At 72.4% G+C, this 26118-nt stretch carries 20 protein-coding genes, 1 tRNA gene and 1 pseudogene; 14 read left to right on the top strand and 8 right to left on the bottom strand.

Annotated features, from left to right (window positions below; genetic code table 11):
• The first annotated feature begins 60 nt into the window (after positions 1 to 60).
• The 3 genes and pseudogenes from CP980_RS15665 to CP980_RS15655 form a co-directional block, all read left to right on the top strand.
• Entirely contained in the window at positions 61 to 258 is a 198-nt protein-coding gene (locus tag CP980_RS15665) for a DUF4244 domain-containing protein (RefSeq protein WP_150528424.1), read from the top strand.
• Positions 245 to 622 carry a TadE family type IV pilus minor pilin gene (locus CP980_RS15660; RefSeq protein WP_150528423.1) on the top strand — a complete coding sequence of 126 codons (378 nt, stop codon included), beginning with the start codon at positions 245 to 247 and terminating at the stop codon, positions 620 to 622. The genes CP980_RS15665 and CP980_RS15660 overlap by 14 nt, the downstream gene beginning before the upstream one ends.
• A pseudogene (locus CP980_RS15655) lies at positions 619 to 879 on the top strand (Rv3654c family TadE-like protein); the annotation flags it as partial. The gene CP980_RS15660 and the pseudogene CP980_RS15655, both read left to right, overlap by 4 nt.
• A gap of 165 nt (positions 880 to 1044) precedes the next feature.
• Here the strand turns inward: CP980_RS15655 and CP980_RS15650 are convergent.
• The gene (locus CP980_RS15650; RefSeq protein ID WP_132758423.1) at positions 1045 to 3498 is read right to left on the bottom strand and encodes a DEAD/DEAH box helicase; all 2454 of its coding nucleotides are present in this window, start codon (positions 3496 to 3498) and stop codon (positions 1045 to 1047) included.
• An 81-nt stretch (positions 3499 to 3579) separates the two neighbouring features.
• Between CP980_RS15650 and bldG the strand changes: the two genes are divergently transcribed.
• The 11 genes from bldG (at position 3580) to CP980_RS15595 (ending at position 20142) form a co-directional block, all read left to right on the top strand.
• A complete protein-coding gene (gene bldG / locus CP980_RS15645; RefSeq protein WP_030152678.1) occupies positions 3580 to 3921 on the top strand; it encodes an anti-sigma factor antagonist BldG in 342 nt (113 codons plus the stop codon).
• A 119-nt stretch (positions 3922 to 4040) separates the two neighbouring features.
• A complete protein-coding gene (locus tag CP980_RS15640) occupies positions 4041 to 4481 on the top strand; it encodes an ATP-binding protein (RefSeq protein WP_150528422.1) in 441 nt (146 codons plus the stop codon).
• 609 nt (positions 4482 to 5090) lie between these two features.
• Positions 5091 to 7499 carry a sodium-translocating pyrophosphatase gene (locus tag CP980_RS15635; protein WP_150528421.1) on the top strand — a complete coding sequence of 803 codons (2409 nt, stop codon included), beginning with the start codon at positions 5091 to 5093 and terminating at the stop codon, positions 7497 to 7499.
• Positions 7500 to 7671: 172 nt separating this feature from the next.
• Complete coding sequence (locus tag CP980_RS15630) at positions 7672 to 8238, top strand: small secreted protein (RefSeq protein ID WP_099890214.1); 567 nt, start codon at positions 7672 to 7674, stop codon at positions 8236 to 8238.
• A gap of 157 nt (positions 8239 to 8395) precedes the next feature.
• The gene (locus CP980_RS15625) at positions 8396 to 9913 is read left to right on the top strand and encodes a DUF7059 domain-containing protein (RefSeq protein ID WP_132758425.1); all 1518 of its coding nucleotides are present in this window, start codon (positions 8396 to 8398) and stop codon (positions 9911 to 9913) included.
• Positions 9914 to 10094: 181 nt separating this feature from the next.
• The gene (locus tag CP980_RS15620) at positions 10095 to 10292 is read left to right on the top strand and encodes a hypothetical protein (protein WP_132758427.1); all 198 of its coding nucleotides are present in this window, start codon (positions 10095 to 10097) and stop codon (positions 10290 to 10292) included.
• Between the two features lie 361 nt (positions 10293 to 10653).
• On the top strand, positions 10654 to 13497 hold the full coding sequence (gene topA / locus CP980_RS15615) for a type I DNA topoisomerase (protein WP_132758428.1): 2844 nt from the start codon (positions 10654 to 10656) through the stop codon (positions 13495 to 13497).
• Positions 13498 to 13630: 133 nt separating this feature from the next.
• The gene (gene tmk, locus CP980_RS15610; protein WP_150528420.1) at positions 13631 to 16867 is read left to right on the top strand and encodes a dTMP kinase; all 3237 of its coding nucleotides are present in this window, start codon (positions 13631 to 13633) and stop codon (positions 16865 to 16867) included.
• Between the two features lie 115 nt (positions 16868 to 16982).
• Positions 16983 to 18194: a DNA polymerase III subunit delta' gene (locus CP980_RS15605; protein ID WP_099895461.1), complete on the top strand. Its 1212-nt coding sequence runs from the start codon at positions 16983 to 16985 to the stop codon at positions 18192 to 18194.
• Positions 18195 to 18376: 182 nt separating this feature from the next.
• Positions 18377 to 19942, top strand: a complete 1566-nt coding sequence (locus CP980_RS15600) for an alpha/beta hydrolase (protein ID WP_150528419.1) — start codon at positions 18377 to 18379, stop codon at positions 19940 to 19942.
• 126 nt (positions 19943 to 20068) lie between these two features.
• Positions 20069 to 20142: transfer RNA gene (locus CP980_RS15595), tRNA-Thr, on the top strand.
• Between the two features lie 48 nt (positions 20143 to 20190).
• On the opposite strand, the gene CP980_RS15590 is transcribed toward CP980_RS15595, so the two are convergent.
• The 7 genes from CP980_RS15590 to CP980_RS15560 all read right to left on the bottom strand — a co-directional run bounded on the left by CP980_RS15590 (position 20191) and on the right by CP980_RS15560 (position 26033).
• Positions 20191 to 21576, bottom strand: coding sequence for a tyrosine-type recombinase/integrase (locus CP980_RS15590; RefSeq protein WP_150528418.1), 1386 nt, complete (start codon positions 21574 to 21576; stop codon positions 20191 to 20193).
• Between the two features lie 67 nt (positions 21577 to 21643).
• Positions 21644 to 21844, bottom strand: coding sequence for a helix-turn-helix domain-containing protein (locus tag CP980_RS15585; RefSeq protein WP_150528417.1), 201 nt, complete (start codon positions 21842 to 21844; stop codon positions 21644 to 21646).
• Between the two features lie 500 nt (positions 21845 to 22344).
• Positions 22345 to 23820, bottom strand: coding sequence for an ATP-binding protein (locus CP980_RS15580; protein ID WP_150528416.1), 1476 nt, complete (start codon positions 23818 to 23820; stop codon positions 22345 to 22347).
• Positions 23821 to 23822: 2 nt separating this feature from the next.
• On the bottom strand, positions 23823 to 24671 hold the full coding sequence (locus tag CP980_RS15575; RefSeq protein ID WP_150528415.1) for a bifunctional DNA primase/polymerase: 849 nt from the start codon (positions 24669 to 24671) through the stop codon (positions 23823 to 23825).
• Positions 24668 to 25351 carry a DNA cytosine methyltransferase gene (locus CP980_RS15570; RefSeq protein WP_150528414.1) on the bottom strand — a complete coding sequence of 228 codons (684 nt, stop codon included), beginning with the start codon at positions 25349 to 25351 and terminating at the stop codon, positions 24668 to 24670. The genes CP980_RS15575 and CP980_RS15570 overlap by 4 nt, the downstream gene beginning before the upstream one ends.
• Before the next feature lie 86 nt (positions 25352 to 25437).
• Positions 25438 to 25626, bottom strand: coding sequence for a hypothetical protein (locus CP980_RS15565; RefSeq protein ID WP_150528413.1), 189 nt, complete (start codon positions 25624 to 25626; stop codon positions 25438 to 25440).
• Between the two features lie 161 nt (positions 25627 to 25787).
• Positions 25788 to 26033 carry a hypothetical protein gene (locus CP980_RS15560; protein WP_150528412.1) on the bottom strand — a complete coding sequence of 82 codons (246 nt, stop codon included), beginning with the start codon at positions 26031 to 26033 and terminating at the stop codon, positions 25788 to 25790.
• Positions 26034 to 26118 lie beyond the last annotated feature (85 nt).

Here is a 26118-nt window from a genome sequence, read left to right as displayed (position 1 = left end):
AACACCACTCGGATCACCACTGAGATCACGTCAAGAAACCCGAATCAACAGGAGGTTGTCATGAGGATCATCTGGACCCGTCTGCGGTCGGCGCTGAGCGGTCGTGCGACCGACGCGGGCATGTCCACTTCCGAATACGCCATGGGCACGATCGCCGCGTGTGCATTCGCGGCCGTTCTGTACAAGGTGGTGACGAGTGACGTGGTCTCCACGGCACTTCAGTCGACCATCGGGAAGGCGCTCGATGTGCCGTTCTGAGGAGAAACGCCGGGGGCCGGGTGACCGGGGATACGTGACGGCCGAGGCCGCTCTGGTGATTCCCGCGCTGGTGCTCTTCGCGGCGCTGCTGGTGTGGGCGCTGATGGCGGCGGCCGCGCAGATCCGGTGCGTGGACGCGGCCCGGGTCGGGGCCCGGGCGGCGGCCCGCTCGGAGCCGCCCGGCGTGGCGGAGGCGGCGGCCCGGGCCGCCGCCCCGCCGGGGGCGCAAGTGGGGCTGGAGCGGGAGGGCGACCTGTGGCGGGTCCGGGTCTCGGCGCCGGCGCCGGGTCCGGGCGGGCTGCCGGTGCGGCTCGGCGCTCAGGCGGTGGCCCTGGCCGAGGACAGCGTGGGGCCGCCGTCATGAGCCGGGACCGGGGTTCGGCGACGGTGTGGGCGGCGCTGGTGGCGACGGTGCTCGGGGCGGTGTTCGGCGGGGTTCTGCTGCTGGGCCAGGCCGTGGTGGCCCGGCACCGTGCGGCGGCCACTGCCGACCTGGCGGCCCTCGCGGCGGCCGTGACCTGGGCCCACGGTCCGGAGCCCGCCTGCGCCGCGGCGCGCCGGGTCGCCGGGGCCCAAGGCGCGGTGGTGGCCGCCTGCACCGTCCGGGGCGAGGTCGTCGAGGTGGCGGCCCGCCCCGCGACGGGCCCCTTCGCCCCGACGATCAGTGCCCGGGCGGGCCCGCCCCTGGCCGGCCGCGACCGGCCCGGGGCCCGAACGAGCCGGGCCGGCCCCGGCCGGGCGGAGCGGCGGTCCGGCCCCGGCCGGCCTGGGGCTCCCGTACGGGCGTCAGGCGGGCGGAGCCTCGGCCAGGAGCCGGGTGAGGAGGCGGATCGCGCCGCGCTTGTGGAGGGGGTCGTTGCCGTTGCCGCACTTGGGGGACTGGATGCAGGACGGGCAGCCGGCCTCGCATTCGCAGGCGGCGATGGCGTCGCGGGTGGCCGTGAGCCAGGCGCGGGCCGTGTGGAAGGCCCGCTCCGCGAAACCGGCCCCGCCGGGGTGGCCGTCGTAGACGAACACGGTCGGCAGGAGCGTGTCGGGATGCAGCGGGACGGAGACCCCGCCGATGTCCCAGCGGTCGCAGGTGGCGAACAGCGGGAGCAGGCCGATGGAGGCGTGCTCGGCGGCGTGCAGGGCGCCGCCGAGGATCTCCGGATTGATCCGGGCCTCGTCGAGCTGGTCCTCGGTCACGGTCCACCACACGGCCCTGGTGCGCAGGGTGCGGGGCGGCAGGTCCAGCTTGGCCTCGCCGAGCACCTCGCCGGTGATCAGTTTGCGGCGCAGGTACGAGACGACCTGGTTGGTCACCTCGACCGAACCGAAGCAGAGCCGGGCCGGGCCCCAGGGGATCTCGGTCTCGGTCTCCAGGACGGAGATGGAGGTGGTGTCGCGCGCGGTGGTCGAGAACGGCGGGCTGGACTCCTCGACCAGCGCGACCGAATCCTCCAGGTCCAGGTGCTTCACCAGATAGGTGCGGCCCTGGTGGAGGTGGACGGCCCCGTCGTGGACGGCGGTGTGGGCCGCCGACTCGTCGACCGTGCCCAGCAGGCGCCCCGTGGCCGCCTCGACGATCTGCACCGGGCGGCCGCCCTCGCCGCGGATGTCGGTCAGGTCCGAGGCCCGCTCCCGGCGGGTCCAGTGCCAGCCCGCCGCGCGGCGGCGCAGCAGTTTGGCTGCCTCCAGCTGCGGGACCAGCTCCGCGGCCGCCGGGCCGAACAGGGCGAGGTCCGCCTCCGTCAGCGGGAGCTCGGCGGCGGCCGCGCACAGGTGCGGGGCCAGGACGTACGGGTTGTCCGGATCCAGCACGGTGGCCTCCACCGGACGGCGGAACAGGGCCTCCGGATGGTGCACCAGATACGTGTCCAGGGGGTCGTCCCGGGCGATCAGCACGGCCAGGGCGCCCTGGCCCGAGCGCCCGGCCCGGCCCGCCTGCTGCCACAGGGAGGCCCGGGTGCCCGGGTACCCGGTGATCAGGACGGCGTCCAGGCCCGAGACGTCCACGCCCAGCTCCAAGGCGGTGGTGGCGGCCAGGCCGAGCAGCTCGCCGGAGTGCAGGGCCCGCTCCAGAGCCCGGCGCTCCTCCGGCAGGTAGCCGCCCCGATAGGCGGCGACGCGCCGGGGCAGGGACCGGTCGACCTCGGCCAGCCGCTCCTGGGCGATCACCGAGATCAGCTCCGCCCCGCGCCGGGAGCGGACGAAGGCGACCGTACGGACCCCCTGGACGACCAGGTCGGTCAGCAGGTCGGCGGTCTCCGCGGTGGCGGTGCGGCGCACCGGGGCGCCCTTCTCGCCCCGCAGCTCGGTCAGCGGCGGCTCCCACAGGGCGAAGACGACCTCGCCGCGCGGGGAGGCGTCGTCGGCCACCTCCAGGACCGGCACGCCCGTCAGCCGGGACGCGGCGGCCGCCGGGTCGCTCGCGGTGGCCGAGGCCAGCAGGAAGACCGGATCGGCGCCGTAGCGGGCGCACAGCCGCCGCAGGCGGCGCAGGACCTGGGCCACGTGGGAGCCGAATACGCCCCGGTAGGTATGGCACTCGTCGATGACCACGTAGCGCAGCGCGCGCAGGAAGGAGGCCCAGCGGGGGTGGGCGGGCAGGATCCCCCGGTGCAGCATGTCGGGGTTGGTGAGCACGTAGTTCGCGTACTGGCGCACCCATTCGCGTTCCTCGACCGGCGTGTCGCCGTCGTAGACGGCGGGCCGGACCGCGTTGCCGAGGGGCGCCGCCAGTTCCCGTACGGCGCGCCGCTGGTCGGCCGCCAGGGCCTTGGTCGGGGCCAGGTAGAGGGCGGTCGCGCCCCGCCCGTTCGGGGCCTCGGCTCCGTCCGCGAGGGCCGAGAGGACGGGCGCCAGATAGGCCAGCGACTTGCCGGAGGCGGTGCCGGTGGCCACGACCACCGACTCGCCGTCCAGGGCGTGCTCGGCGGCCGCGGCCTGGTGTTCCCACGGATGTTCGATGCCCGCGGCCTGGATAGCGGCTACGACATCCGTTCGGATGCGGTCGGGCCACACTGCATGACGGCCCTCCCGAGGGGGCAAGTGCTCCGTATGGGTGATGCGCGCAGCTCTAGAAGGCCCCCGTGAGAGCCGGTCCAGGACCGTGCCGGGAGTGGGTCGAGGGTCCCCGGGTGCCGTGGGCCGACCGGGACGGTGAGTATTGGCCATTGGAACCGAGTGTGTCACCGGCGTGCGGGACAATGGTCCGAAGGCGTCGTGCGCGCCTGCCGGTAAGTGATTGAATGCCATCGCGGCAGCCAATCCCTCCCCTACCTACGGGTGGGGAGGCCCCTGGGGGGCGCCGCTCGATAGCAAGGTGCTGGAGGATCCGTGGACCTGTCCCTGTCGACTCGCACTGTCGGCGACCGTACGGTCGTGGAGGTCGGTGGCGAGATTGATGTGTATACCGCGCCCAAGCTGCGCGAGCAGTTGGTCGAGTTGGTGAACGACGGCAGCTACCACCTGGTCGTCGACATGGAGCGAGTGGACTTCCTCGACTCCACCGGGCTTGGTGTGCTGGTGGGAGGTCTCAAGCGCGTCCGTGCGCACGAGGGCTCGCTGCGTCTGGTGTGCAACCAGGAGCGCATCCTGAAGATTTTCCGCATCACCGGCCTGACGAAGGTGTTCCCGATCCACACGACCGTGGAAGACGCCGTCGCAGCCACCGACTGACGGCTTCACCCTCCGGGGCGCCGTGAGGCGCCGCGGGGGGAGCCGAAGAGGAGCGGGGGCGCGGGCCGGCAGCGGTCCGGGCCTCTGTAAGGCACGCCCGTAGTCCGAGGGGGACGCGCATGGCCACCGTTGAACTGCGCTTCAGCGCCCAGCCCGAACACGTCCGGACGGCCCGCCTCGTCGCGGCCGCCGTGGCGCGCCGGGCCGGCGTGGACGAAGCCGTGCTCGACGAGGTCCGCCTCGCCGTGGGTGAGGCCTGCTCGCGCGCCGTCGGTCTGCATCTCAGCAACGGGCTGACCGCGCCCGTCCGGGTGGTTCTGACCGAGGAGGAGAAGCTGTTCTCCATCGAGGTCGGCGACGAGGTGCCCGGACCGGCGGGCGGGCCGGAGGGCGCCGTTTCCGGCATCGACGCCACCCTGGACCCGGGCACCGAGACCGAGGACGAGATGGGCCTCGCAGTGATCAGCGGGCTCGTCGACGACGTCGAGGTGACGAGCGGGGAGGCGGGCGGGACCATCCGGATGAGCTGGCCCGTGTCCGGCGCGCCGGACCGCCCGTAGTCCCGCAGTACCCCGGCCCCCGTAGGCCCCGGCGCCTTCGTCGGCCTCCGGCGATCCTGTCGACGCCGATGCCTCGCCGCCCCCTGGCGCTCCCGCAGGTCCCGACGCCTCACCGGCCCGGTGCTCCCGCAGGGCCCGACGCCCGGTCGACCCCGGTGCTCCCGTCGGCCCCCGGCGCTCCTGTCAGCCGCGACGCCTCGCCGCCCCCCGGCGCCGACGCCCCGTTCGGCCCGGTGCTCCCGTCCGTCGCGACGCCCTTGGCCCCGGCGCTTCGCCGGTTCCGGCACCCCTTGTGCCCCGGCGTTCCCGGCGGCTCCGCCGGTCCGGTCCGTCCCGCCGGGCTCACAAATCCCATAGTCCGGAGATTCTTCCGATCTTCACAAAGGCCCTGCTGAGCAGGGCCTTTTTTCATACCCCTACGGCATTTTCTAGATCGACGATCAGGCGTCAATGCCTTTGCCCCATTACCTCTTTCGAGGGTAATGGAGTGACGCGATCTATTGCTGAGGAGCAAGAGCAGGCCAATTCCGTTTCCCGCGCACTGTTTTGATCGGGAAGAGCTCCCTACAATCCGTCCACATCTTGAGCTCATCACGTCAAGGAGGACGAATGACGGGGCTCTTCACCCCCAACGCGCCGGTCGGAAACTCCGATCTGGCAGCCGCCGTACTCACCGATGACAATCGGGTCATCGTCATGGTGATCGCGGCCGTGGCACTCGCCGCACTCGTCGTCGCGCAGATCCTGGTCCGCCAGGTGCTCGCCGCCGACGAGGGAACCGACAACATGAAGAAAATCGCGGCCGCCGTCCAGGAAGGCGCCAACGCCTACCTCGGCCGGCAGCTGCGCACCCTCGGGATCTTCGCCGTCGTCGTGTTCTTCCTGCTCTTCCTGCTCCCCGCCGACGACTGGACCCAGCGGGCGGGACGTTCCGCCTTCTTCCTCGTGGGCGCCCTCTTCTCGGCGGCCACCGGCTACATCGGCATGCGGCTCGCGGTCCGCGCCAACGTGCGCGTCGCCGCCGCCGCGCGCGAGGCCACCCCCGCCGAGGGCGAGCCCGCCAAGGACCTCACCGACGTCTCGCACAAGGCCATGCGGATCGCCTTCCGCACCGGCGGCGTCGTCGGCATGTTCACCGTCGGCCTCGGCCTGCTCGGCGCCTCCTGCGTCGTCCTGGTCTACGCCGCCGACGCCCCCAAGGTCCTGGAGGGCTTCGGGCTCGGCGCCGCCCTGATCGCGATGTTCATGCGCGTCGGCGGCGGCATCTTCACCAAGGCCGCCGACGTCGGCGCCGACCTGGTCGGCAAGGTCGAGCAGGGCATTCCGGAGGACGACCCGCGCAATGCCGCGACCATCGCCGACAATGTGGGCGACAACGTCGGCGACTGCGCCGGTATGGCGGCCGACCTCTTCGAGTCGTACGCCGTCACCCTCGTGGCCGCGCTGATCCTCGGCAAGGCCGCCTTCGGCGACCTCGGCCTCGCCTTCCCGCTGATCGTCCCCGCGATCGGCGTGATCACCGCCATGATCGGCATCTTCGCGGTCTCCCCGCGCCGTTCCGACCGCAGCGGAATGACCGCCATCAACCGCGGCTTCTTCATCTCCGCCGTGATCTCGATGGTCCTGGTCGCGATCGCCGTCTTCGTCTACCTGCCGTCCAGCTACAAGGACCTCATCGGCGTCGAGAACGCCACGATCACCAACCACGAGGGCGACCCGCGCATCCTGGCCCTCGTCGCCGTCGCCATCGGCATCGTGCTCGCGGCCCTGATCCAGCAGCTGACCGGCTACTTCACCGAGACCAACCGCCGTCCCGTCCGGGACATCGGCAAGTCCTCCCTGACCGGCGCGGCCACCGTCGTCCTCGCCGGCATCTCCATCGGCCTGGAGTCCGCCGTCTACACGGCGCTGCTCATCGGCCTCGGCGTGTACGGGGCGTTCCTGCTCGGCGGCACGTCGATCATGCTCGCGCTCTTCGCGGTGGCCCTGGCCGGCACCGGCCTGCTCACCACCGTCGGCGTCATCGTCGCCATGGACACCTTCGGGCCCGTCTCCGACAACGCCCAGGGCATCGCCGAGATGTCCGGCGACGTCGAGGGCGCCGGTGCGCAGGTCCTGACCGACCTGGACGCCGTCGGCAACACCACCAAGGCCATCACCAAGGGCATCGCGATCGCCACCGCCGTGCTGGCCGCGGCCGCGCTGTTCGGCTCGTACAGCGATGCCATCGCCAACGCGGTCAAGGAAGTCGGTGCCAAGGCCGGGGAGATGAACCTCAGCCTGGACATCGCCCAGCCCAACAACCTGGTCGGCCTGATCCTGGGCGCGGCGGTCGTGTTCCTGTTCTCCGGCCTCGCCATCAACGCCGTCTCCCGCTCCGCGGGCGCCGTCGTCTACGAGGTGCGCCGCCAGTTCCGCGAGCACCCCGGGATCATGGACTACTCCGAGAAGCCCGAGTACGGGCGCGTCGTGGACATCTGCACCAAGGACGCGCTGCGCGAGCTCGCCACGCCCGGGCTGCTCGCGGTCCTCACCCCGATCGCGGTCGGGTTCTCGCTCGGCGTCGGCGCGCTCGGCTCGTTCCTCGCGGGTGCCATCGGCACCGGCACCCTGATGGCGGTCTTCCTCGCCAACTCCGGTGGCGCGTGGGACAACGCGAAGAAGCTCGTCGAGGACGGCCACCACGGTGGCAAGGGCAGCGAGGCCCACGCCGCGACCGTCATCGGCGACACGGTCGGCGACCCGTTCAAGGACACCGCGGGTCCCGCGATCAACCCGCTGCTCAAGGTCATGAACCTGGTGGCGCTGCTGATCGCCCCGGCGGTCGTGCAGTTCAGCTACGGACCCGACACGAGCGCGACCGTGCGCGCGATCGTCGCCGCCCTAGCCATCGCCGTCATCATCGGCGCGGTCTACATCTCCAAGCGCCGCGGCATCGCGGTCGGGGACGACACCGAGGGCGAGGGTGCGCCCGCCGAGCGGACGGCCCAGCAGGCCGATCCCGCGGTGGTTTCCTGACCTGGGGGGAGACCCTCGAAGGGCCTTGCGGGCCGGCCGGCCCGAGGACTCGGAGATAGGCCCGAACGGCGGACGGGCGGCGCGGACTGACGCGCCGTCCGTCCGCCTTTCCGCGTGCCCGGATGGCGGGCGTGTATCTTCCGGGCCGAGAGCCTTCGAAGGGACCAATCCGGTGAACAAGAAGTTTGCGGCCGCGGTGTCCGGCGGTGCGGTACTGATGCTCGTGCTGTCCGGTTGCGGCGGCGACGACGGGGACGAGAAGGCCAACGCCTGGGCCAAGAAGGTCTGCGACAAGTGGCAGCCCGAGCTGAAGAAGATCGAGACCGCCAACGCGGACATCAAGCGGGTGGCGACCGAGAGCAGCAAGCCCGAAGAGGTGCAGACGACCGACTCGGCTGCGTTCGGGACCATGTCGGCGTCGTACAAGGCGATGGGAACCGCCCTGCAGGGGGCGGGGGTTCCGCCGGTCAAGGACGGTCAGACGACGCAGGCGACGGCGATCAAGGGCTTCGAGGAGTCCTCCAAGGGATACGCCGACCTGAAGACGAAGATGGAAGCCCTGGACGCGAAGGACCAGACGAAGTTCGCCGAGGGCCTCAAGGAGGTGGCCGGCGGACTCGACCAGGCCACCCAGGGCGGCAAGAACGCGCTCAACACGCTCAAGGCGGGCGGCCTGGACAAGGCGATGAACGGCCAGAAGGGCTGCCAGGTAGCGGCGCCGTCGGCATCGCCGAAGTGAGCGGGCCGGCCGTACGCGACACGGCCGTACGCGACACGTCCGTACGAGGGCCGGGGCGGCCGGGTTCCGAGGAATCCGGCCGCCCCGGCCCATGCGTCGCAGGCGTCACCGGCCGCGCGGCATACGCATCGGGGGCGGCAGCCGACACAATGGACCGGTGAGTACCACCAGTCTCCCCTCGCCCGACCGCGCCGCCGAGCTCCGCACGGCCCTGCTCGCCGCCGGCTTCACCGCCGACGGCCTGCTCGACCTGCTCGGCGCCCCCGCCTACGCCGCGCTGGCCCGCAGCGAGACGGTCCCCGCCCTGCGCGCCACGCGCGGCAGCGACGGCCCGCTCGCGAGCCTGGTCCGGCTGTTCCTGCTCCAGCAGCCGGAGCCGTACGTGAACGTGGCCCGGGCCCTGCCCCTCGACGCCGCGCTGGCCGACGGCTGGCTGCGCCGGGAGGAGGCCGCCGACGGCGGGGACGCGGTGTACGCCACCGTCGACGTGCGCCCGTACGGCGGTCCCGACGGGGAGGACTGGTTCATCGTCTCCGACCTCGGCTGCGCCGTCGGCGGGGCCGGCGGGATCGGCAGCCGGGAGGAGGGCGTGGTCCTCGGCGTCGGCGGAGCCTCCACCACCCTGGCCGGGATCACCGTCCGCACCCCGGTCGCCAGCGCCCTCGACCTCGGCACCGGCTCCGGCATCCAGGCCCTGCACGCCGCACAGCACGCCACCCGGGTCACCGCGACGGACGTCAACCCCCGGGCCCTGGACTTCACCCGGCTGACCCTGGCCCTGTCCGGCGCCCAGGAGGCCGAGCTGCTCCAGGGCTCGCTCTTCGAGCCGGTCGGCGAGGCCACGTACGACCTGATCGTGTCGAACCCGCCGTTCGTGATCTCCCCCGGCGCGCGGCTGACGTACCGCGACGGCGGGATGGGCGGCGACGACCTGTGCCGGACCCTCGTTCAGGAGGCCGGCACGCACCTCAACCCGGGCGGGTACGCGCAGTTCCTCGGCAACTGGCAGCACGTGGACGGCGAGGACTGGCACGACCGGGTCCGCGCCTGGGTGCCGCGCGGCTGCGACGCGTGGATCGTGCAGCGTGACGTACAGGACGTCACGCAGTACGCCGAGCTGTGGCTGCGCGACGCGGGCGACCACCGCACCGACCCCGCCGAGTACGCGCGGCGGTACGAGGACTGGCTGGACGAGTTCGAGGCGCGCAAGACCAAGGCCGTCGGCTTCGGCTGGATCACCCTGCGGCGCAGCGACGCGGCGGAGCCGTCGATCGTGGTCGAGGAGTGGCCGCACTCGGTGGAACAGCCGCTCGGCGACGCCGTCGTGGCCCACTTCGCCCGTCAGGACTACCTGCGCGACCACGATGACGCGGCCCTGCTGGAGGCCCGCTTCGTGCTGGCGGCGGAGGTCGTCCAGGAGCAGGTCGGCGCGCCGGGCGCGGAGGATCCGGAGCACGTGGTGCTGCGGCAGAACCGCGGGATGCGGCGGGCGACCAAGGTCGACACGGTCGGGGCGGGCTTCGCGGGAGTGTGCGACGGCTCACTCACGGCGGGCCGGATCCTGGACGCGATCGCGCACCTGGTGCAGGAGGATCCGGTGGTGTTGCGCGACCGGACTCCGGAGGCGATCCGCGTCCTGGTCGAGCAGGGGTTCCTGGAGCCGGCCGAGGGCTGATCCGGCGGCCCCGGAGGGCGTGGCCGAAACCGTCGGGTAACCGGGGGTTCACGACCCGCCCCGCGGCGGTCGGCAGACTTCCGCCCAGGGCGCGTCCGAGTCCCGGCCGACGGGGATCGGGGGGGGATCCGTACGGGGTCCCCGAGCGGCCCCGGGGCAGGCGGGAGTAAGGGGAACGGCCATGGAGGGTGGTCCGGGGATCTTCGCGGCGGGCGTGTTCCTGCTGTTCGGAACGGGTCTGCTGGGCTGGACGGGGGCGTGCGCGGCGCGCCGGGCGCCGGTGGCCGAGGGTGTGCGCCCCGCCGTGGCCGTACCGCTGGTACTGCTCGCCGCCGGGACCTGCCTGGCGCTCGGTGTGTGGTGCCTCCTGCGACGGTGATCACGGGCCCGGTCAGGGGCCTGACCGGAGCCTGGTCACGGGCTTGACCGGAGCCAGATCACGGGCCTGACCGGAGCCTGGTCACCGGCGCCGCGGGCGGCGCGCCGACCCGCTCGGATCCGCGTCGTGAACGGGGCGCCGGACGGGGTGCGGGGGCGGGGCCAGACGGCCCCCTGGCCACCCGGCCCGGTGATCGCTACGGGTCCGGCGCGGTATCCGGGCGGCAGAAATGGCACTTGTCGGGTTACCGTTCGAGTGGCCGTTGCGGGCTTCCGCCGTTTGACACGGGGGCGGGTTGTACCGTCACACTCCGCAGCGTCGCCGTACCGCGACCGAGTGCCGACCGGAGAGAAGAGCCAAGTTGTCCCCGACTAGCGAGACCGCAAAGGGCGGCCGCCGACTCGTCATCGTCGAGTCCCCTGCCAAGGCGAAGACGATCAAGGGCTACCTCGGCCCGGGATACGTCGTCGAGGCGAGCGTCGGGCACATTCGCGACCTCCCGAACGGCGCCGCCGAGGTCCCCGACAAGTACACGGGCGAGGTCCGCCGTCTCGGCGTGGACGTCGAACACGACTTCCAGCCGATCTACGTCGTCAACGCCGACAAGAAGGCGCAGGTCAGGAAGCTCAAGGAGCTGCTGGCCGAGTCCGACGAACTCTTCCTCGCCACCGATGAGGACCGCGAGGGCGAAGCCATCGCGTGGCACCTGCAGGAAGTGCTCAAGCCCAAGGTCCCCGTCCACCGGATGGTCTTCCACGAGATCACCAAGGACGCGATCCGCGACGCCGTCGCCAACCCGCGCGAGCTGAACCAGCGCATGGTCGACGCCCAGGAGACCCGGCGCATCCTCGACCGCCTCTACGGCTACGAGGTCTCGCCGGTCCTGTGGAAGAAGGTCATGCCGCGCCTGTCGGCCGGCCGCGTCCAGTCGGTGGCCACCCGCCTCGTCGTCGAGCGGGAGCGCGAGCGCATCGCCTTCCGTTCCGCCGAGTACTGGGACCTGACCGGAACCTTCTCCACCGGCCGCGCCGGTGACGCCTCCGACCCCTCGACCCTGGTCGCCCGCCTGAACACGGTGGACGGCAAGCGCGTCGCGCAGGGCCGTGACTTCGGCTCGAACGGGCAGCTCAAGAGCGAGGTGCTGCACCTCGACGAGGCGAACGCGCGGGCGCTGGCCGCCGCGCTGGCGGACACCTCGTTCGCCGTCCGCTCGGTCGAGTCCAAGCCGTACCGCCGCTCCCCGTACGCCCCCTTCCGTACGACGACGCTCCAGCAGGAGGCCTCGCGCAAGCTGGGCTTCGGCGCGAAGGCGACGATGCAGGTGGCGCAGAAGCTGTACGAGAACGGCTTCATCACCTACATGCGTACGGACTCCACCACGCTCTCCGACACCGCGGTGTCGGCGGCGCGGGCGCAGGTCACGCAGCTCTACGGGGCCGACTACCTGCCGGAGAAGCCGCGCGTCTACGCGGGCAAGGTCAAGAACGCGCAAGAGGCGCACGAGGCGATTCGCCCTTCGGGTGATCGTTTCCGCACCCCGGCCGAGACGGGTCTGACCGGCGACCAGTTCCGCCTGTACGAGCTCATCTGGAAGCGGACCGTCGCCTCCCAGATGAAGGACGCGGTCGGCAACTCGGTCACCGTCAGGATCGGTGGCCGCGCGTCGGACGGCCGGGACGCCGAGTTCACCGCCTCCGGCAAGACGATCACCTTCCACGGCTTCATGAAGGCGTACGTCGAGGGCGCGGACGACCCGAACGCCGAGCTCGACGACCGCGAGAAGCGGCTGCCGCAGGTCGCCGAGGGCGACGCGCTGTCGGCCGAGGAGATCACGGCGGACGGCCACTCGACCAAGCCGCCGGCCCGCTACACCGAGGCTTCGCTGGTCAAGGAGCTGGAAGAGCGGGAGATCGGCCGCCCGTCGACGTACGCGTCGATCATCGGCACGATCCTGGACCGCGGGTACGTCTTCAAGAAGGGCACGGCGCTCGTGCCGTCCTTCCTGTCGTTCGCCGTGGTCAACCTGCTGGAGACGCACTTCGGGCGGCTCGTCGACTACGACTTCACGGCCAAGATGGAGGACGACCTCGACCGCATCGCGCGGGGCGAGGCACAGTCCGTGCCGTGGCTGAAGCGCTTCTACTTCGGCTCCGAGGACGCGTCCGAGGTCGTACCGGCCGACGGCGACCACCTCGGCGGCCTGAAGGAGCTGGTCACGGACCTCGGCGCGATCGACGCCCGGGAGATCTCCTCCTTCCCGGTCGGCGAGGGCATCGTGCTGCGCGTCGGCCGCTACGGGCCGTACGTCGAGCGCGGCGAGAAGGACGCGGAGGGCCACCAGCGGGCCGACGTGCCCGACGACCTGGCGCCGGACGAGCTGACGACCGAGTACGCGGAGGAGCTCTTCGCGAAGCCGAGTGGCGAGTTCGAGCTGGGCAAGGACCCGGTGAGCGGGAACGAAATCGTCGCGAAGGACGGTCGTTACGGGCCGTACGTGACGGAGATCCTGCCGGAGGGCACGCCGAAGACGGGCAAGAACGCGGTGAAGCCGCGCACGGCCTCGCTCTTCAAGTCGATGAGCCTCGACACGGTCACGCTGGACGAGGCGCTGAAGCTGATGTCCCTGCCGCGCGTGGTGGGCGCGGACGCCGAGGGCGTGGAGATCACGGCCCAGAACGGCCGCTACGGCCCGTACCTGAAGAAGGGCACGGACTCGCGGTCGCTGGAGACCGAGGACCAGCTGTTCTCGATCACCCTCGACGAGGCCCTCGCCATCTACGCCCAGCCGAAGCAGCGCGGGCGCGCCGCGGCGAAGCCGCCGCTGAAGGAGCTGGGCACCGACCCGGTCAGCGAGAAGCCGGTGGTCGTCAAGGACGGCCGCTTCGGGCCGTACGTGACGGACGGCGAGACGAACGCGACGCTGCGGCGGGACGACGACGTCGAAACGATCACGCCGGAGCGCGGCTACGAGCTGCTGGCGGAGAAGCGCGCGAAGGGCCCGGCCAAGAAGACGGCGAAGAAGGCCCCGGCCAAGAAGGCGCCCGCGAAGAAGGCCACGGCGACCAAGGCCGCGGCGAAGAAGACGACGACGGCCAAGAAGACCGCCGCGAAGAAGACGGCGGCGAAGACGACGGCGACGAAGACCGCCGCGAAGAAGACGGTCGCCAAGAAGGCGGCCGCGGCCGCCCCGTCGTCGGACGACTGACCACCACCCCCGGGCCCGTGCGAAGCGCACGGGCCCGGGGTTTTTCGCTCCGCGCGGCGGTGGGGCCGGGGTCACAGCGGATGGTTGTCCACAGGGCTCCGCAGCTGCCGAGCACAGCGGATAGGCTGGGCGGATGACGCGAGCCGAGCAGCCAACGGTCGTGACCGCCCCCGCCAACCCCGCCTACGACGAAGCCCTCGCCGCGGATTCCCGCGAGCGCGCGGTGCGCGCCCTGCTGCGCACCCCCAGGCTGCGCCGGCTGTGGAGCGCCCAGCTGGTCAGCGGCATCGGAGACGCCCTCGCCCTGCTGGTGCTGGTGCTGCTGGCCTTCCAGAGCGCCGTCTCCGAAGAGACCTTCGGCAGCGGCTACCAGGGCTGGGCCCTCACCATCGCCGCCGTCTTCGGGGTCCGGATCCTCGCCACCCTCATCTTCGGCGCCGTCCTGCTCGGTCCGCTGGCGGGGCTCCTCGCCCCGAAGGAGGCCGGCGGCAGACTGGACCGCCGCTGGACGATGATCGGCGCCGACGGGATCCGGCTCGGCCTGTTCGTCGTCGCCCCGCTCTGGCTCGACTGGATCGCGGCCCACGCGCTGACCGCGCTGCTGGCCACCGTCTTCGTCGCCGGCGTCGCCGAGCGGCTGTGGACCCTGGCCAAGGACAGCGCGGCTCCCGCCCTGCTGCCCTCGCCGCCGCCGGAGGGCGCGACCGTACGCCCGCTGCCGGACCACCTCGACGCGCTGCGCCGGCTGAACCTGCGTACCTCCTTCGCCGCGCTGCCCGCGGCCGCCGCCGTGCTGCTCGCCGCGACCCTGGTCGGCAAGGCCCTCGGCCTCGGCGTGGACTGGTTCGCTGAGAACCAGGCCGCCCTGGGTTCGTACGTGGCCGCAGGCCTCTTCGCGGCGTCGGTCTCGCTGCTGCTCCCGCTCGTGCTGCCCGCGGCGAAGACCCCGCGCCCGCGTTCCCCGCTGGAGGGCCTGCGCGCCCCCAAGGCGGGGGACCGGCCGGAGAAGGGGCGTACGGGGGCCATTCCGCTGCTCGTCCTGGCCTGCGCCGCCGTCGCCGGAGCCGTGGCCAGTGCCGCGGCCGTGGCCGTGCTGCACGCCTTCGACCTGGGCGGCGGCCCCGCCACCTTCTCCCTGCTCGTCCTGGCGCTGCTCGGCGGCACCGGGATCGGCATCCGCGCCACCCAGGCCGGCAAGGTGCTGCCCGCGCTGTCCCGGCGCCGGCTGCTGGCCCTGGCCATCGCGGTGGCCGGCATCGCGCTGCTGCTGACCGGGCTGGTGCCGGACACCGCGACCGTGCTGTTCCTGTCGCTGCTCGCCGGCACCGCCGCGGGCGTGGCCGCCAACACCGGGCACACCCTGCTCGACCAGGAGACCGAGGAGTTCCGCCGGGCCCGGGTCACCGAGCACCTCCAGGCCGTCGTACGCGTGGCCGTGGGCACGGGAGCCGTCCTTGCCCCCGTCCTGGCCGCGGCGATCGGCCCGCACCGGCTGGCCTCCGGGGACGTCGTCTTCGCGCACGGCGGAGCCGCCTTCACCCTGATGCTGGTCGGCGCCCTGCTGCTGCCCGTCGCCGTCGTGGTGCTCACCAAGGCCGACGACCGCAGCGGCGTACCGCTCCGCCGTGACCTGCGCGAGGCGCTGCGGGGCGGGGAGCCGGTGCAGGCGGCGTCCGACGCCGGGTTCTTCATCGCCCTGGAGGGCGGCGACGGCGCCGGCAAGTCCACCCAGGTCCAGGCGCTGGCCGACTGGATACGGGGCAAGGGCCACGAGGTCGTCGTGACCCGGGAGCCGGGGGCCACCCCGGTCGGCAAGCGGCTCCGCTCCATCCTGCTCGACGTCTCCTCGGCCGGGCTGTCGAACCGCGCCGAGGCGCTGCTGTACGCCGCCGACCGCGCGGAGCACGTGGACACCGTCGTACGGCCGGCCCTGGAGCGCGGCGCGGTCGTCATCTCCGACCGCTACATCGACTCCTCGGTCGCCTACCAGGGCGCCGGGCGCGACCTGTCCCCGACCGAGATCGCCCGGATCTCGCGCTGGGCCACCGACGGGCTCGTACCGAACCTGACCGTGCTGCTCGACGTGTCGCCGGAGACGGCGCGGGAGCGGTTCACGGAGGCCCCGGACCGGCTGGAGTCGGAGCCGGCCGAGTTCCACCAGCGGGTGCGGGCCGGGTTCCTGACGCTGGCCGCGGCCGACCCCGGGCGCTACCTGGTGGTCGACGCGGGCCAGGACCCGGAGTCCGTCACCACCGTCGTGCGCCACCGCCTGGACCGGATGCTTCCGCTGTCGGAGGCCGAGGTGGCGGCTCAGGCCGAGGCCCGGCGCAAGGCCGAGGAGGTCGCCCGGCGCAGGGCCGAGGAAGAGGCGGCGCGCAAGGCGGAGGAAGAGCGGCTGCGCGCCGAGGAGGAAGCCCGGCTGAAGGCCGAGGCGGAGGCCGCCCGGATCAAGGCCGAGGCCGAGGCCGCCCGCAGGGCGGAGGAGGAGCGGCTGCGCGCCGAGGAGGAGGCCCGGGCCCGGGCCGAGGCCGAGCGGCTGCGCGCCGAGGCCGAGGAGAAGGCCCGCGCGGCGGAGCAGGAGCGGCTGCGCAGGCAGGCCGAGGAGGAGGCCCGGCTGCGCGCCGAGGCCGAGGAACGGCGGCTGGAGAAGCAGCGGCGGGCCGAGGAGGCCCTGCTGAGGGCCGAGGAGGCGCGCCGGCTGGCGGAGGCCTCGGCGGCAGCGGCGGCGGCGAAGGCCGCGGCGGCTTCGGCGCAGGCCGCTGCGGCTCCCGCGCCTGCTCCGGAACCGGCTGCTCCGGCTCCCGCGGCCCCCGCGGCTCCTGCGCCCAAGGTGCCCATGACCAAGGAGCCGCTGCCGGACGACGCCGTGACGGTGGAGACCCCGATGGTCAAGCGGGTCGTCCAGCCGGACGACGTGACGCAGACGGTCCCGGTGCCGAAGATCGACCCGGCGGCGGAGACCTCGGTCCTGCCCGCCGTCCCCCCGTCCGGTCCGGCCGACGAGACGGCGGTCCTGCCGCCCGTACGGCCGTCCCGTACGACCCCTCCGGCCGGTCGGACCCCGTCAGGACCGGCGCGGTCCGCCACGCGGCCGACGGCCCGGCGTCCGGAGGAGAGCCCGGCCGACCGGGTGCCGCCGGGCATCTTCCGGGACGCCGGCGAGGACGCCACCCGTGAGCTACCGGTCTTCGGCGCCGACGGCCGCCCGGCCGGGCAGGGCGAAGAGGACCGGTCGGGGGGCCGGCCGAGCCGGCCGCGGCCCGCCTGGGCCGAGGAAACCCCGCTGGACGACCTGCCGACCCTCGCGGACGAGCTGCTCGGCCCGCGCCGGGAGGACGAGGGCGAGGAAGGCGGCCCGCGCCGCCGCTGACGGGGATTGTCAGTGGCGCACGCCACACTGGGGGCGGGCAGGGGCAGGACGAGCGGTACGAGCGGTACGGACGGCGCCGAGGGCGACGACGGCCGGCGAAAGGGCGGTGGGCGCGATGCCCGTATGGGACGACCTGGTGGGACAGGAGCGGGTGCAGGCGCAGCTGGCCGCTGCCGCCCGCGACGCCGACGCCCTGGTCACCGCCGTCGAGGCCGGGACCGCACACCCCGCCGCGTCCAAGATGACCCACGCCTGGCTGTTCACCGGCCCGCCCGGCTCGGGGCGGGCCACCGCCGCCCGGGCCTTCGCGGCCGCCCTCCAGTGCACCAGCCCCGACCGCGCCCTCGGCGGCGAGCCGGGCTGCGGGTTCTGCGACGGCTGCCACACCACCCTGGTCGGCACGCACGCCGATGTGGAGATCGTCCGGACGGACCTGCTGTCCATCGGCGTGAAGGAGACGCGCGACCTGGTCCGCCGGGCGCAGCTCTCCCCGGCCGTGGGCCGCTGGCAGGTCATCGTTCTGGAGGACGCCGACCGGCTGACCGAGGGCGCGGGCAACGTGCTCCTCAAGGCCGTGGAGGAGCCCGCTCCGCGGACCGTGTGGCTGCTCTGCGCGCCCTCCCTGGAGGACGTGCTGCCCACGATCCGCTCCCGCTGCCGCCACCTGACCCTGCGCACCCCGCCCGTCTCCGCCGTCGCCGACGTGCTGGTCCGGCGCGACGGGATCGAGCCCGCCGTCGCCGCGGCCGCCGCGCGCGCGACGCAGGGGCACATCGACCGGGCCCGCCGGCTCGCCACCGACGAGTCCGCCCGGACCCGGCGGGCCGCCGTGCTGAAGCTCCCGCTCCGCATCGACGACGTGGGTGGATGCCTCAAGGCCGCCCAGGAGCTGGTCGACGCCGCCGCCGAGGACGCCAAGCAGGTCGCGGAGGACGTCGACACGAAGGAGACCGAGGACCTGCGCGCCGCGCTCGGCGCCGGAGCCGGCACGGGCGGCCGGATGCCGCGCGGCACGGCGGGCGTGATGAAGGAGCTCGAAGACCGGCAGAAGCGCCGCCGCACCCGTACCCAGCGCGACACCCTCGACCTCGCGCTGACCGACCTCACCGGCTTCTACCGGGACGTGCTGGCCCTCCAGCTCGGCTCCTCGCTGGCGATCGCGAACGAGGAGATACGGGGCGACCTCGAACGGATCGCCCGCGCGTCCGGACCGGAGCGCACCCTGCGCCGGATCGAGGCGATCATCGCCTGCCGCGACGCCCTGGACCGCAACGTGGCCCCGCTCCTCGCGGTCGAGGCGATGACGATGTCCCTGCGCGCGGGCTGAGCGCCCGGGCGCCCCGCCCGCGTTGACCGCCTCACCCGTACGAGCGATCCGGCGGGGCCGGGCCGGTCGGCGCGGACTCGGTGCGGACCCCGGGCGGGCCTGCGGAGGGCCCCCGGGCGGCCGTAGGCCGGTCGGCGTGCGCCCGCCCGGCCGGGGCGCCACGCAGGCCGTAGGCTCCGAGGATGGACACCAGTCGCCTGCTGCGTACCACCGGAACCGTGATCGCAGCCGCCGGGCTGCTGCTCTCCGGGTGCACCTCGGCCGGGTCGGGGGGCCCACGGGCGGCCGCCTCCTCCGGGAGCGCCGCGCGGTTGGCGGCCCCGGACGCGGTCCCGGCCGCGCTGCGCTCGTACTACGGGCAGAAGCTGAACTGGCGCGACTGCGGTGTCCCCGGGTTCCAGTGCGCCACGATGAAGGCCCCGCTGGACTACGCGCACCCCGAATCCGGGCAGGACGTGGACATCGCGGTGGCCCGCCGCCAGGCCACCGGGCCGGGCAAGCGGCTGGGCTCGCTCGTGGTCAACCCGGGCGGCCCGGGCGGTTCCGGGATCGGCTACCTCCAGGCGTACGCGGGCATCGGCTATCCGGCCCCCGTCCGCGCCCAGTACGACATGGTCTCCTTCGACCCGCGCGGGGTGGACCGCAGCAGTCCGGTGCAGTGCCTGACCGGACCGGAGATGGACAAGTTCACGCAGGTGGACCAGACGCCGGACAACGCGGCGGAGCGGGCCGAGCTGGTGACCGCGTTCAAGGAGTTCGCCGCCGGGTGCAAGGCGCGCTCGCAGCGGATCCTGCCGCACGTCTCCACCGTCGAGGCGGCCCGCGACATGGACATGCTGCGCGCGGTGCTGGGGGACGAGAAGCTGACGTACGTCGGCGCCTCGTACGGGACCCTCCTCGGGGCGACGTACGCGAACCTCTTCCCCGGCCGCGTCGGCCGGCTCGTCCTGGACGGCGCGATGGACCCCTCCCGTCCGGCGCTCGAAATGAACCGGGACCAGACCGGCGGCTTCGAGACGGCGCTGCGCTCCTTCGCCAAGGACTGCGTGAAGCAGTCCGACTGCCCGCTCGGCAAGGGCAGCCCGGAGGCGGTGGCGGAGCAGCTCCAGGAGTTCTTCCGCAAGGTCGACGCCCAGCCGGTGCCCAGCGGCGATCCGGCCCGCCCGCTGGGCGAGTCCCTCGCCACGACCGGGGTGATCGCGGCGCTGTACGACGAGAGCGCGTGGCCGCAGCTGCGCGAGGCGCTGGCGTCGGCGATGAACGGCGACGGGTCCGGCCTGCTCGCTCTCGCCGACAGCTACTACGAGCGCGAGCCGGACGGGAAGTACGCGAACCTGATGTTCGCGAACGCCGCCGTGAACTGCCTCGACCAGCCGCCCGCCTTCGCCGGCCCGGAGGCGGTCGACGCGGCCCTGCCCTCCTTCGAGAAGGCCTCCCCGGTCTTCGGCGCGGGCCTGGCCTGGGCCTCGCTGAACTGCACGTACTGGCCGGTCAAGGCCACCGGCGAGGCCGGCGCCCTGGCCGCGAAGGGCGCCCCGCCGATCGTGGTGGTCGGCACGGTCCGCGACCCGGCGACCCCGTACAAGTGGGCCCAGGCCCTGGCGCAGCAGCTCGACTCGGGCGTCCTGCTCACGTACGACGGCGACGGCCACACGGCCTACGGCCGCGGCAGCTCCTGCATCGACACGGCGATCAACACGTACCTCCTGGAGGGCACCGCGCCGAAGGACGGCAAGAAGTGCACGTGAGGCCGATATGAGAGGTATGTCCACCCCCTGCGCAATGCGGTTCGGGGCACCCCGTTCGAGCCTGTAGACTTGGCGCCGCTGCTGATGAGAGCTCCTTTCCAAGGGAACACTTGTCTACCCAGCGGTGCCGCCTTAGCTCAGTTGGCCAGAGCAACGCACTCGTAATGCGTAGGTCTCGGGTTCGAATCCCGAAGGCGGCTCTGTGGAAGCCCCAGGACTCACTCGCCGTGACCTGGGGCTTTTGCTATTTACCGGATCTTGCGCCGCCTCCGCGCGCGGGCCGCTCGTGTGCTCTCGGTCTCAGTTCTGGTCTCAGACGGCGGATTGGGGCCCGGCATGAACGCCTCGCCCATGCGGCGCATTGCCTCCCGCGAGAGCTCTGATCGGCCCTTGACGTAGCGCCGGGTCTGGCTGATCTGGGTGTGCCGGAGGATCTCCATGATCGTGGGCATGTCCACGCCCAGCTCGTTCAGGATCGTGCCCGCCGTGTGGCGGCTCCCGTCGTGCTGGCGTCGGTCACTGATCCCGGCTTCCTCCAGCAGCTCCTTGAACTCCTCCCAGTCGGCACGCGGGTCGAGCGGCCGGCCGTCCGGCCGGGTGAAGACCGCGCCGCATTCCTCCCAGAGGTCACCCGCGGCTTGCCGCTGCTCATCCTGCTTCGCCTTGTGCTCCAAGAGGTACGGCAGGAAGGGCGGCGGGATCGGGACTGGATTCTGGCTCTTCTTCGTCTTGGGTCGGGTGAAGGCGAGTCCCCCGCCCTTTCGGTCGGGGCAGGTGCTGGCGTGCCGGCGGCAGGTCTTGGGGCAGGGCTGCGGACAGCCGCGCCTGTAGCCCTTGTGGGCCGCGCAGTCGGGCGGGCACGGGTCGAACCGGTGCAGCCGGGCCCCGCAGGCGTGTGCGTCCTTGCAACCGTGCCTCCAGGTGAGGCGCTGGAGCTGCCACGCAGGGTGGAACAACCCCTGCTCCAGGTCGACATAGGGCCAGCGGAGGCCCAGAGCCTCGCCCTGCCGGAAGCCCATGCCGACCCCGATGGCCCACCGCATGAACGTCGGGCGCTTGGCGGCGGCCGCCAGGAATGCCTTCGACTCCTCCCGCGAGAACGGGTTCGCCTCCGTCTCGTCCACGGACGGGGGGTCCACGAGCGTGGCGACGTTCTCGCTGATGATCCGGCGACGGTGGGCGATTTTCAGGGCGCGGGAGAGGATCCGGTGCACCTTGACCACGTGCGAAGGGGCGTGCCCCTCCTCCAACATGGCCGCGTACATCACCTCCAGGTGTTCCGGCGCGAGCTTGTCCAGGCGGTGCTTCCCGACGCCCGGGATGATGTCGTTGCGGGTCTTCGACCAGTAGTCGTCCAGCGACCGCGGCTTGAGCTTCAAGCTCGCGATCGTGGTCAGGTACGTGTCCATCCACTCAGCGACGGTCGGCTTCCGTCCAGCCTTTGTGGCCCGTCCCTCGTCGCGCAGCTTCTCCAGCTCGCGCACCTTCTTCGTGACCGCGGTCTCCGTTTTGGCCCGGCGGTGCCGGCGGTCGGGGCCGCCGGCCGGCTTCACGCCCATCGTGACTCGGCCGTGCCACCACCCGTCACTGCCCAGGTAGATGGACGACTCCATGTTCGGCTTGCGGGGACTCATGTGCTCCTCCATGCGGAAGGCGGCCCCGGGGACTTCCCGGGGCCGCCTGCGGTGTTGTGGCGTGAGATCAGACGGACTGGGGCCGGAGCTGGGCGGCGAACGCGTCGATATCGGTCCGGCGGATACGGCGGGCGCGGCCGACCTTGACGAACGGCAGCTCGCCAGAGGCCATCAGCTCGTAGATGGTGGAGCGGCCGAGCGAAAGCAACTCGGCCGCCAACTCGACCGTGCAGAGGACGGGGGCGACGGAAATGGCTGCGGTGCTCATCGAAGTGCCTCCACGGCGATCGGATGTCGGGGCTCTGCCCCGTTAGTGAAAGAGCGGCCTGCGGTAGCTGGGCTGTCCGAGGTGCTGGTTTCTGCGTCACCACGTCACTCACGTCATCCGGCCGCCTGACCTGCGGTTTTCGGTGACGCGGTGGTTGGGCCGTGTGTCATCGGCCTGCGTCAGCGTCACCGGGTGACGTAGGGCGGTGACGCGGGTGACGTGTGGTGACGCAGCCGTTGGCGTCTGCGTCACCCCTGTATGCGCACGTCAGAGGCTGTTTTGTGGCGTGTGGTGACGTGGGTGACGCAGCGTCTCTTCTCTTAGGAAAAAGAGAGGGGTGGTTTCTGTTGTGGTGCGGTGTGCCTTCGAGCGTGAAGAGGGGGCCGCTGCGCGGCGCGTCCCTTGCGGCGGCGGCAAGCCGCCGGAACGGCAAGAGGAGCACGCCTCGCCCGGGGCCGGGTGCTCCTCTTGCTTGTGCGGTGCCGGTCGTGGCGCGCGGGTCAGAACATCGGGTCCGGCTGCTCCGGTGCTGGGGCGGCGGTACGGGTCATCTCGATGTACCGGGCGGTTTTGGTGCGGCCCCAGTCGACGAGGACGCCGCGGGCGGCGAGGGTGGGCTGTAGCCGCTTGAGGCGGTCGGAGAAGACCTTGCCGGTGGTGGGCCAGCCCTTGGGCAGGGGGCGGCAGTCTTCGCCGGTGTAGAGCTGGGTAAGGGCGTGCAGCCATTCCGTTGAGGTCATCCGGACTTCCTCGCCCGGGGCGGTGCCGGCGGCGCGCTTGAGGACGGTTTGGGCGAGCAGGTCTCCTTCGATCACGTCGTCGTTGAGGTCGTCCAGGGCGGCCCGGTAGGCGTTGAGCGCGCCGAGGCCGGTGGCCGCGTCGAGCTGGGCGCACAGGTGGGCGAAGTCGGCCATGCGCAGGTCGGTGGGGATGTCCGCCTGCGCGGCGCGGACGGTGACGGTGAGGTCGAGCAGGGAGCCGAGGATGACGGGCAGGACGTCCGCGTACTCCACCCACAGTTCCGCCTCGGTCCGCCGCACGCTCGGGCGCTCCAGGCGTAGCGGCAGGAGCCTTTCGGCGAGGTCGGGCCGGATGACGCCCACGTCGATACCGGTCAGCAGGAGCGGCCGGCGGTAGCGGGAGCGGACCACGTCCCCGTCGGTGAACAGGGCGCGTTTGACGTTCTCGGCGCCCGTGACGATGCAGCACATCGCGTCCGACAGATCGGGGGGCAGGTGGGAGAGGTTGTCCAGGGCGGTGACCCATCCGGCGGCGACGGCCGCGATCAGGTTCTCTTCGTCCTTGGGGGCGCGGCGCAGGTCGCCGCTCATGCCTTCGATGATCCGCACCAGCATCCGTCCGCCGGTCGACTTCCCCGCGCCCTGGGGGCCGGTGAGGAACGGTGCGGGGACCGGTACGGACGGTCCGAGGCAGCCGATGAGCCAGGCGAGGGCCAGGCACTCGGTTTCGGCGTTGGCGAAGTTGCACAGCCGCAGCAGAGCGTCGATGCCTTTGCCGTCGGTGTCCTTGGCCGGCAGGGGGAGCTCTCCGGTGAGTTGGGTGCGCCGCCAGCACACTTCCTGCGGGTCGGGGGTGAGGATGTCCCAGCCTTTGGGGTGGATGCGGACGGACTGGCCGTCGTTGCGGCCCAGGTCAAGCCAGGTCGACCCGTCGTATCCCGGAGCGACGCGGATGTGGACGGGCTGCACGGCCTGGCTGAGCGCGAGTGCTTCGATCAAGTCCAGCGCCTCCTTGAGCGCGGTGCCGTTGAACACGCCGAGCCCGTCCTTGAAGAGACCAACCATGAGTTCCTGCCGGTGACTGCCGGTCGTACCCTGGGAGCGGATCGGGCGGGCAACGGGGTGGCCGTTCCTCTGCGCGTACACGGTCCCGTCGGCGGTGCGGAAGTACCGGAAGTGGGCCTGTGCGTAGTCGGTGATGATCTCGCGGGCGGGAGTCTTCTCGTCCTCGGGCATGGCTACAGTCCCAGCTTCGTTCGGGCGTTGGTCCACGCGTCCTCGCAGTGCCGCAGGGACTCGCCCTTGGCCTGCGCGGCGGTGAACAGGCGCTTGATGTGCGCCTCGGTGAGACAGCCGCAACGGCCGTGGGCGGACAGCACGGCGAGGAAGGTCCGGTACACGGTCCTGTGGATGTTGTCCGGGGCCTCCTTGATCCGCTGCTCCGCCATGGCGATGCCACGCTCCAGATAGGCCGGGGAGCGGTGGCTGCACTCCCCGCCCCCGGCCGGCGCGGGCACCGTGACCAAGCGAGGCACCTGCCGGACCGTGGTGGGTTCCTTCACGGCCAGCGCGCGCACGACGTCGGGCAGCGGCTGCACCGTCCCGGTACCGGGACCACGCCACCGGGCGTAAGCCATCGTGGACTTGATGTCCACACCGGGACGGACGCCGTTGACTGAGCGCATGGTGCCCCGGTAGATCCAGTGCTCACCCCGGGTGGTCGCCACGGTCTTGGTCGGGGGGAGGGTCTGGCGGGCCCACGTGACCGCGGCCGGGTTGTCGAGGTCGACGACGGTGAGTCCGGCGCCCCCGGGGTGGTAGGCGACGGCCGCGGCCTGCCGCCAGGCCGGGGCCCACGCGGGTGAGGTGAGGATGGTCGGGTCGGTGGTGGCGGCGGCCCAGGCGTGGCAGGGCGCCGGGCACGTGCAGGGGCCTGGGGTCTTCATGTTCGGCCGGCCGCCGCAGACGTTCTTCCGGCAGGCGAGGCAGTTGCCCATGGGGCCCTTGCCCTCCCGAAGCGGCATCACCGGCAGGCCCCGCTCGGCCAGCTGGAGCGCGTTGCTCAGGGGCCCGGTCGTGGTGTTCATGCGGCCACCGCCACAGCGTTGAGGTGTGCGGCGGCCTGGGCGCCGATCCACTGGGTGTAGGCCGGGGGGATGCACTCGCGGATGCCCTCGCGGTTCATCCAGGGGACGTCCATGACCTGTCGGGCGTGGGGGACGCCGGAGAAGTTGCCGACGAACTGGCCGTACCAGCCCTCTGGGACGGGGCGGCCCATCTTCGCCTGCGGGACCGTGTGGGTCGGGTGCGGTGGCGGGGTGAGGGTGAATCCGCCGCCGGTCTCGAAGTACCGGTGCCGGTAAGTGCGCAGGCCGAACATCGCCCCGCAGAGCATGACCGGCTCACGCAGCTTGTGGGCGGCGCCGCGGACGTTCTCCATCACCCACGGGCGGCCAGTGGCGTTGAGGGCTTCGCGGGTGGGGGCGATGAGGTCGGGGTGGGTGTTGCCCTGGATGCGCTGGCAGTCGGTGTCGTGCTGGCAGGGCGGAGAGGCGTGGATGAAGTCGAAGCTGGCGCCGAACTGCTGGATGAAGTCGATAGCGTCGCCCTGGTGGAAGCCGAGGGGGTAGCGGGGCTGCGGGTCCTTGTCGACGCCGGTCACCTCGAATCCGGCCCGGTGGTAGCCCATGCCGGCGCCGCCCTGGCAGCAGAACGCGTCCAGTAACAGGGGCCGGTGCTCTCGCCGGATGTCGGTGGGGTGGGTCATGCTGGAGTCCTCCAGTTCAGTGGAACGTGCTGGATGAGGGCGGCCCCAGACTTTGCCGAGACGGGGGCCGCCCTTCTGTTTCTGGGTCAGAGGTTGGGGATGGCCTGGACGATCGCGGTGGCCATCTGGTTGATGGGACCGGCGGCGCCGGTAGAGGCGAGGAAGAACCCGAAGGCGGCGGCGGTGAAGGCGCCGCCGTATCCGAGGGATCCGTTGCGCAGGAGGAAGTACAGGACGAGTCCGAAGAACGCGACGAGCGAGATGGTGATGGCCATGCCGGTATCTCCTTTGACGGCGCATGGGGTGGCTGGGAGGCTTCACGGGCCCCGGGTGGTGACAGGCCCGGGGTGGTGCCGGTGGCCGCGTCCGCCTAGCTCCTCCACTGGAGCGGGGCCCGTCTGATGGCGGGCGGCCACCGGCTTTGTGCTGTCAGGGGTCAGCGGGTGCCGGCGCGGTGGAGTTCGCGGCTGTGGTTGTGCAGGCGGCGCCCGATCCGCAGGCGCTTGCCGTGGCCCTTGCAGCGGCGGCAGGGCTTGACCCGCTTGATCTTCCCGGCGCGGTTGATGGTGAGTTTGGCGCCGGCGCCCTCGCACTTGCGGCAGGTCCCGAAGGGACTGGCCATGCACAACAGTGTGTAACCGGCGAGGGTGGCGAGGATGAGGGTGGTGCTAGCGATGAGCATGCGGGTCCTTCCCATGACTGGGGCGGTTTTCCGGGGCTTGTCGCAGGTGGGCCGCTAGACGCTAGTTCCCAGCTCAGGGGCCTGA

Source organism: Streptomyces vinaceus (assembly GCF_008704935.1).
Classification (GTDB): Bacteria; Actinomycetota; Actinomycetes; order Streptomycetales; family Streptomycetaceae; genus Streptomyces; species Streptomyces vinaceus.
The sequence above is the reverse complement of the archived record's forward strand: the minus strand, read 5'-3'. Positions and strand labels throughout refer to the sequence as shown.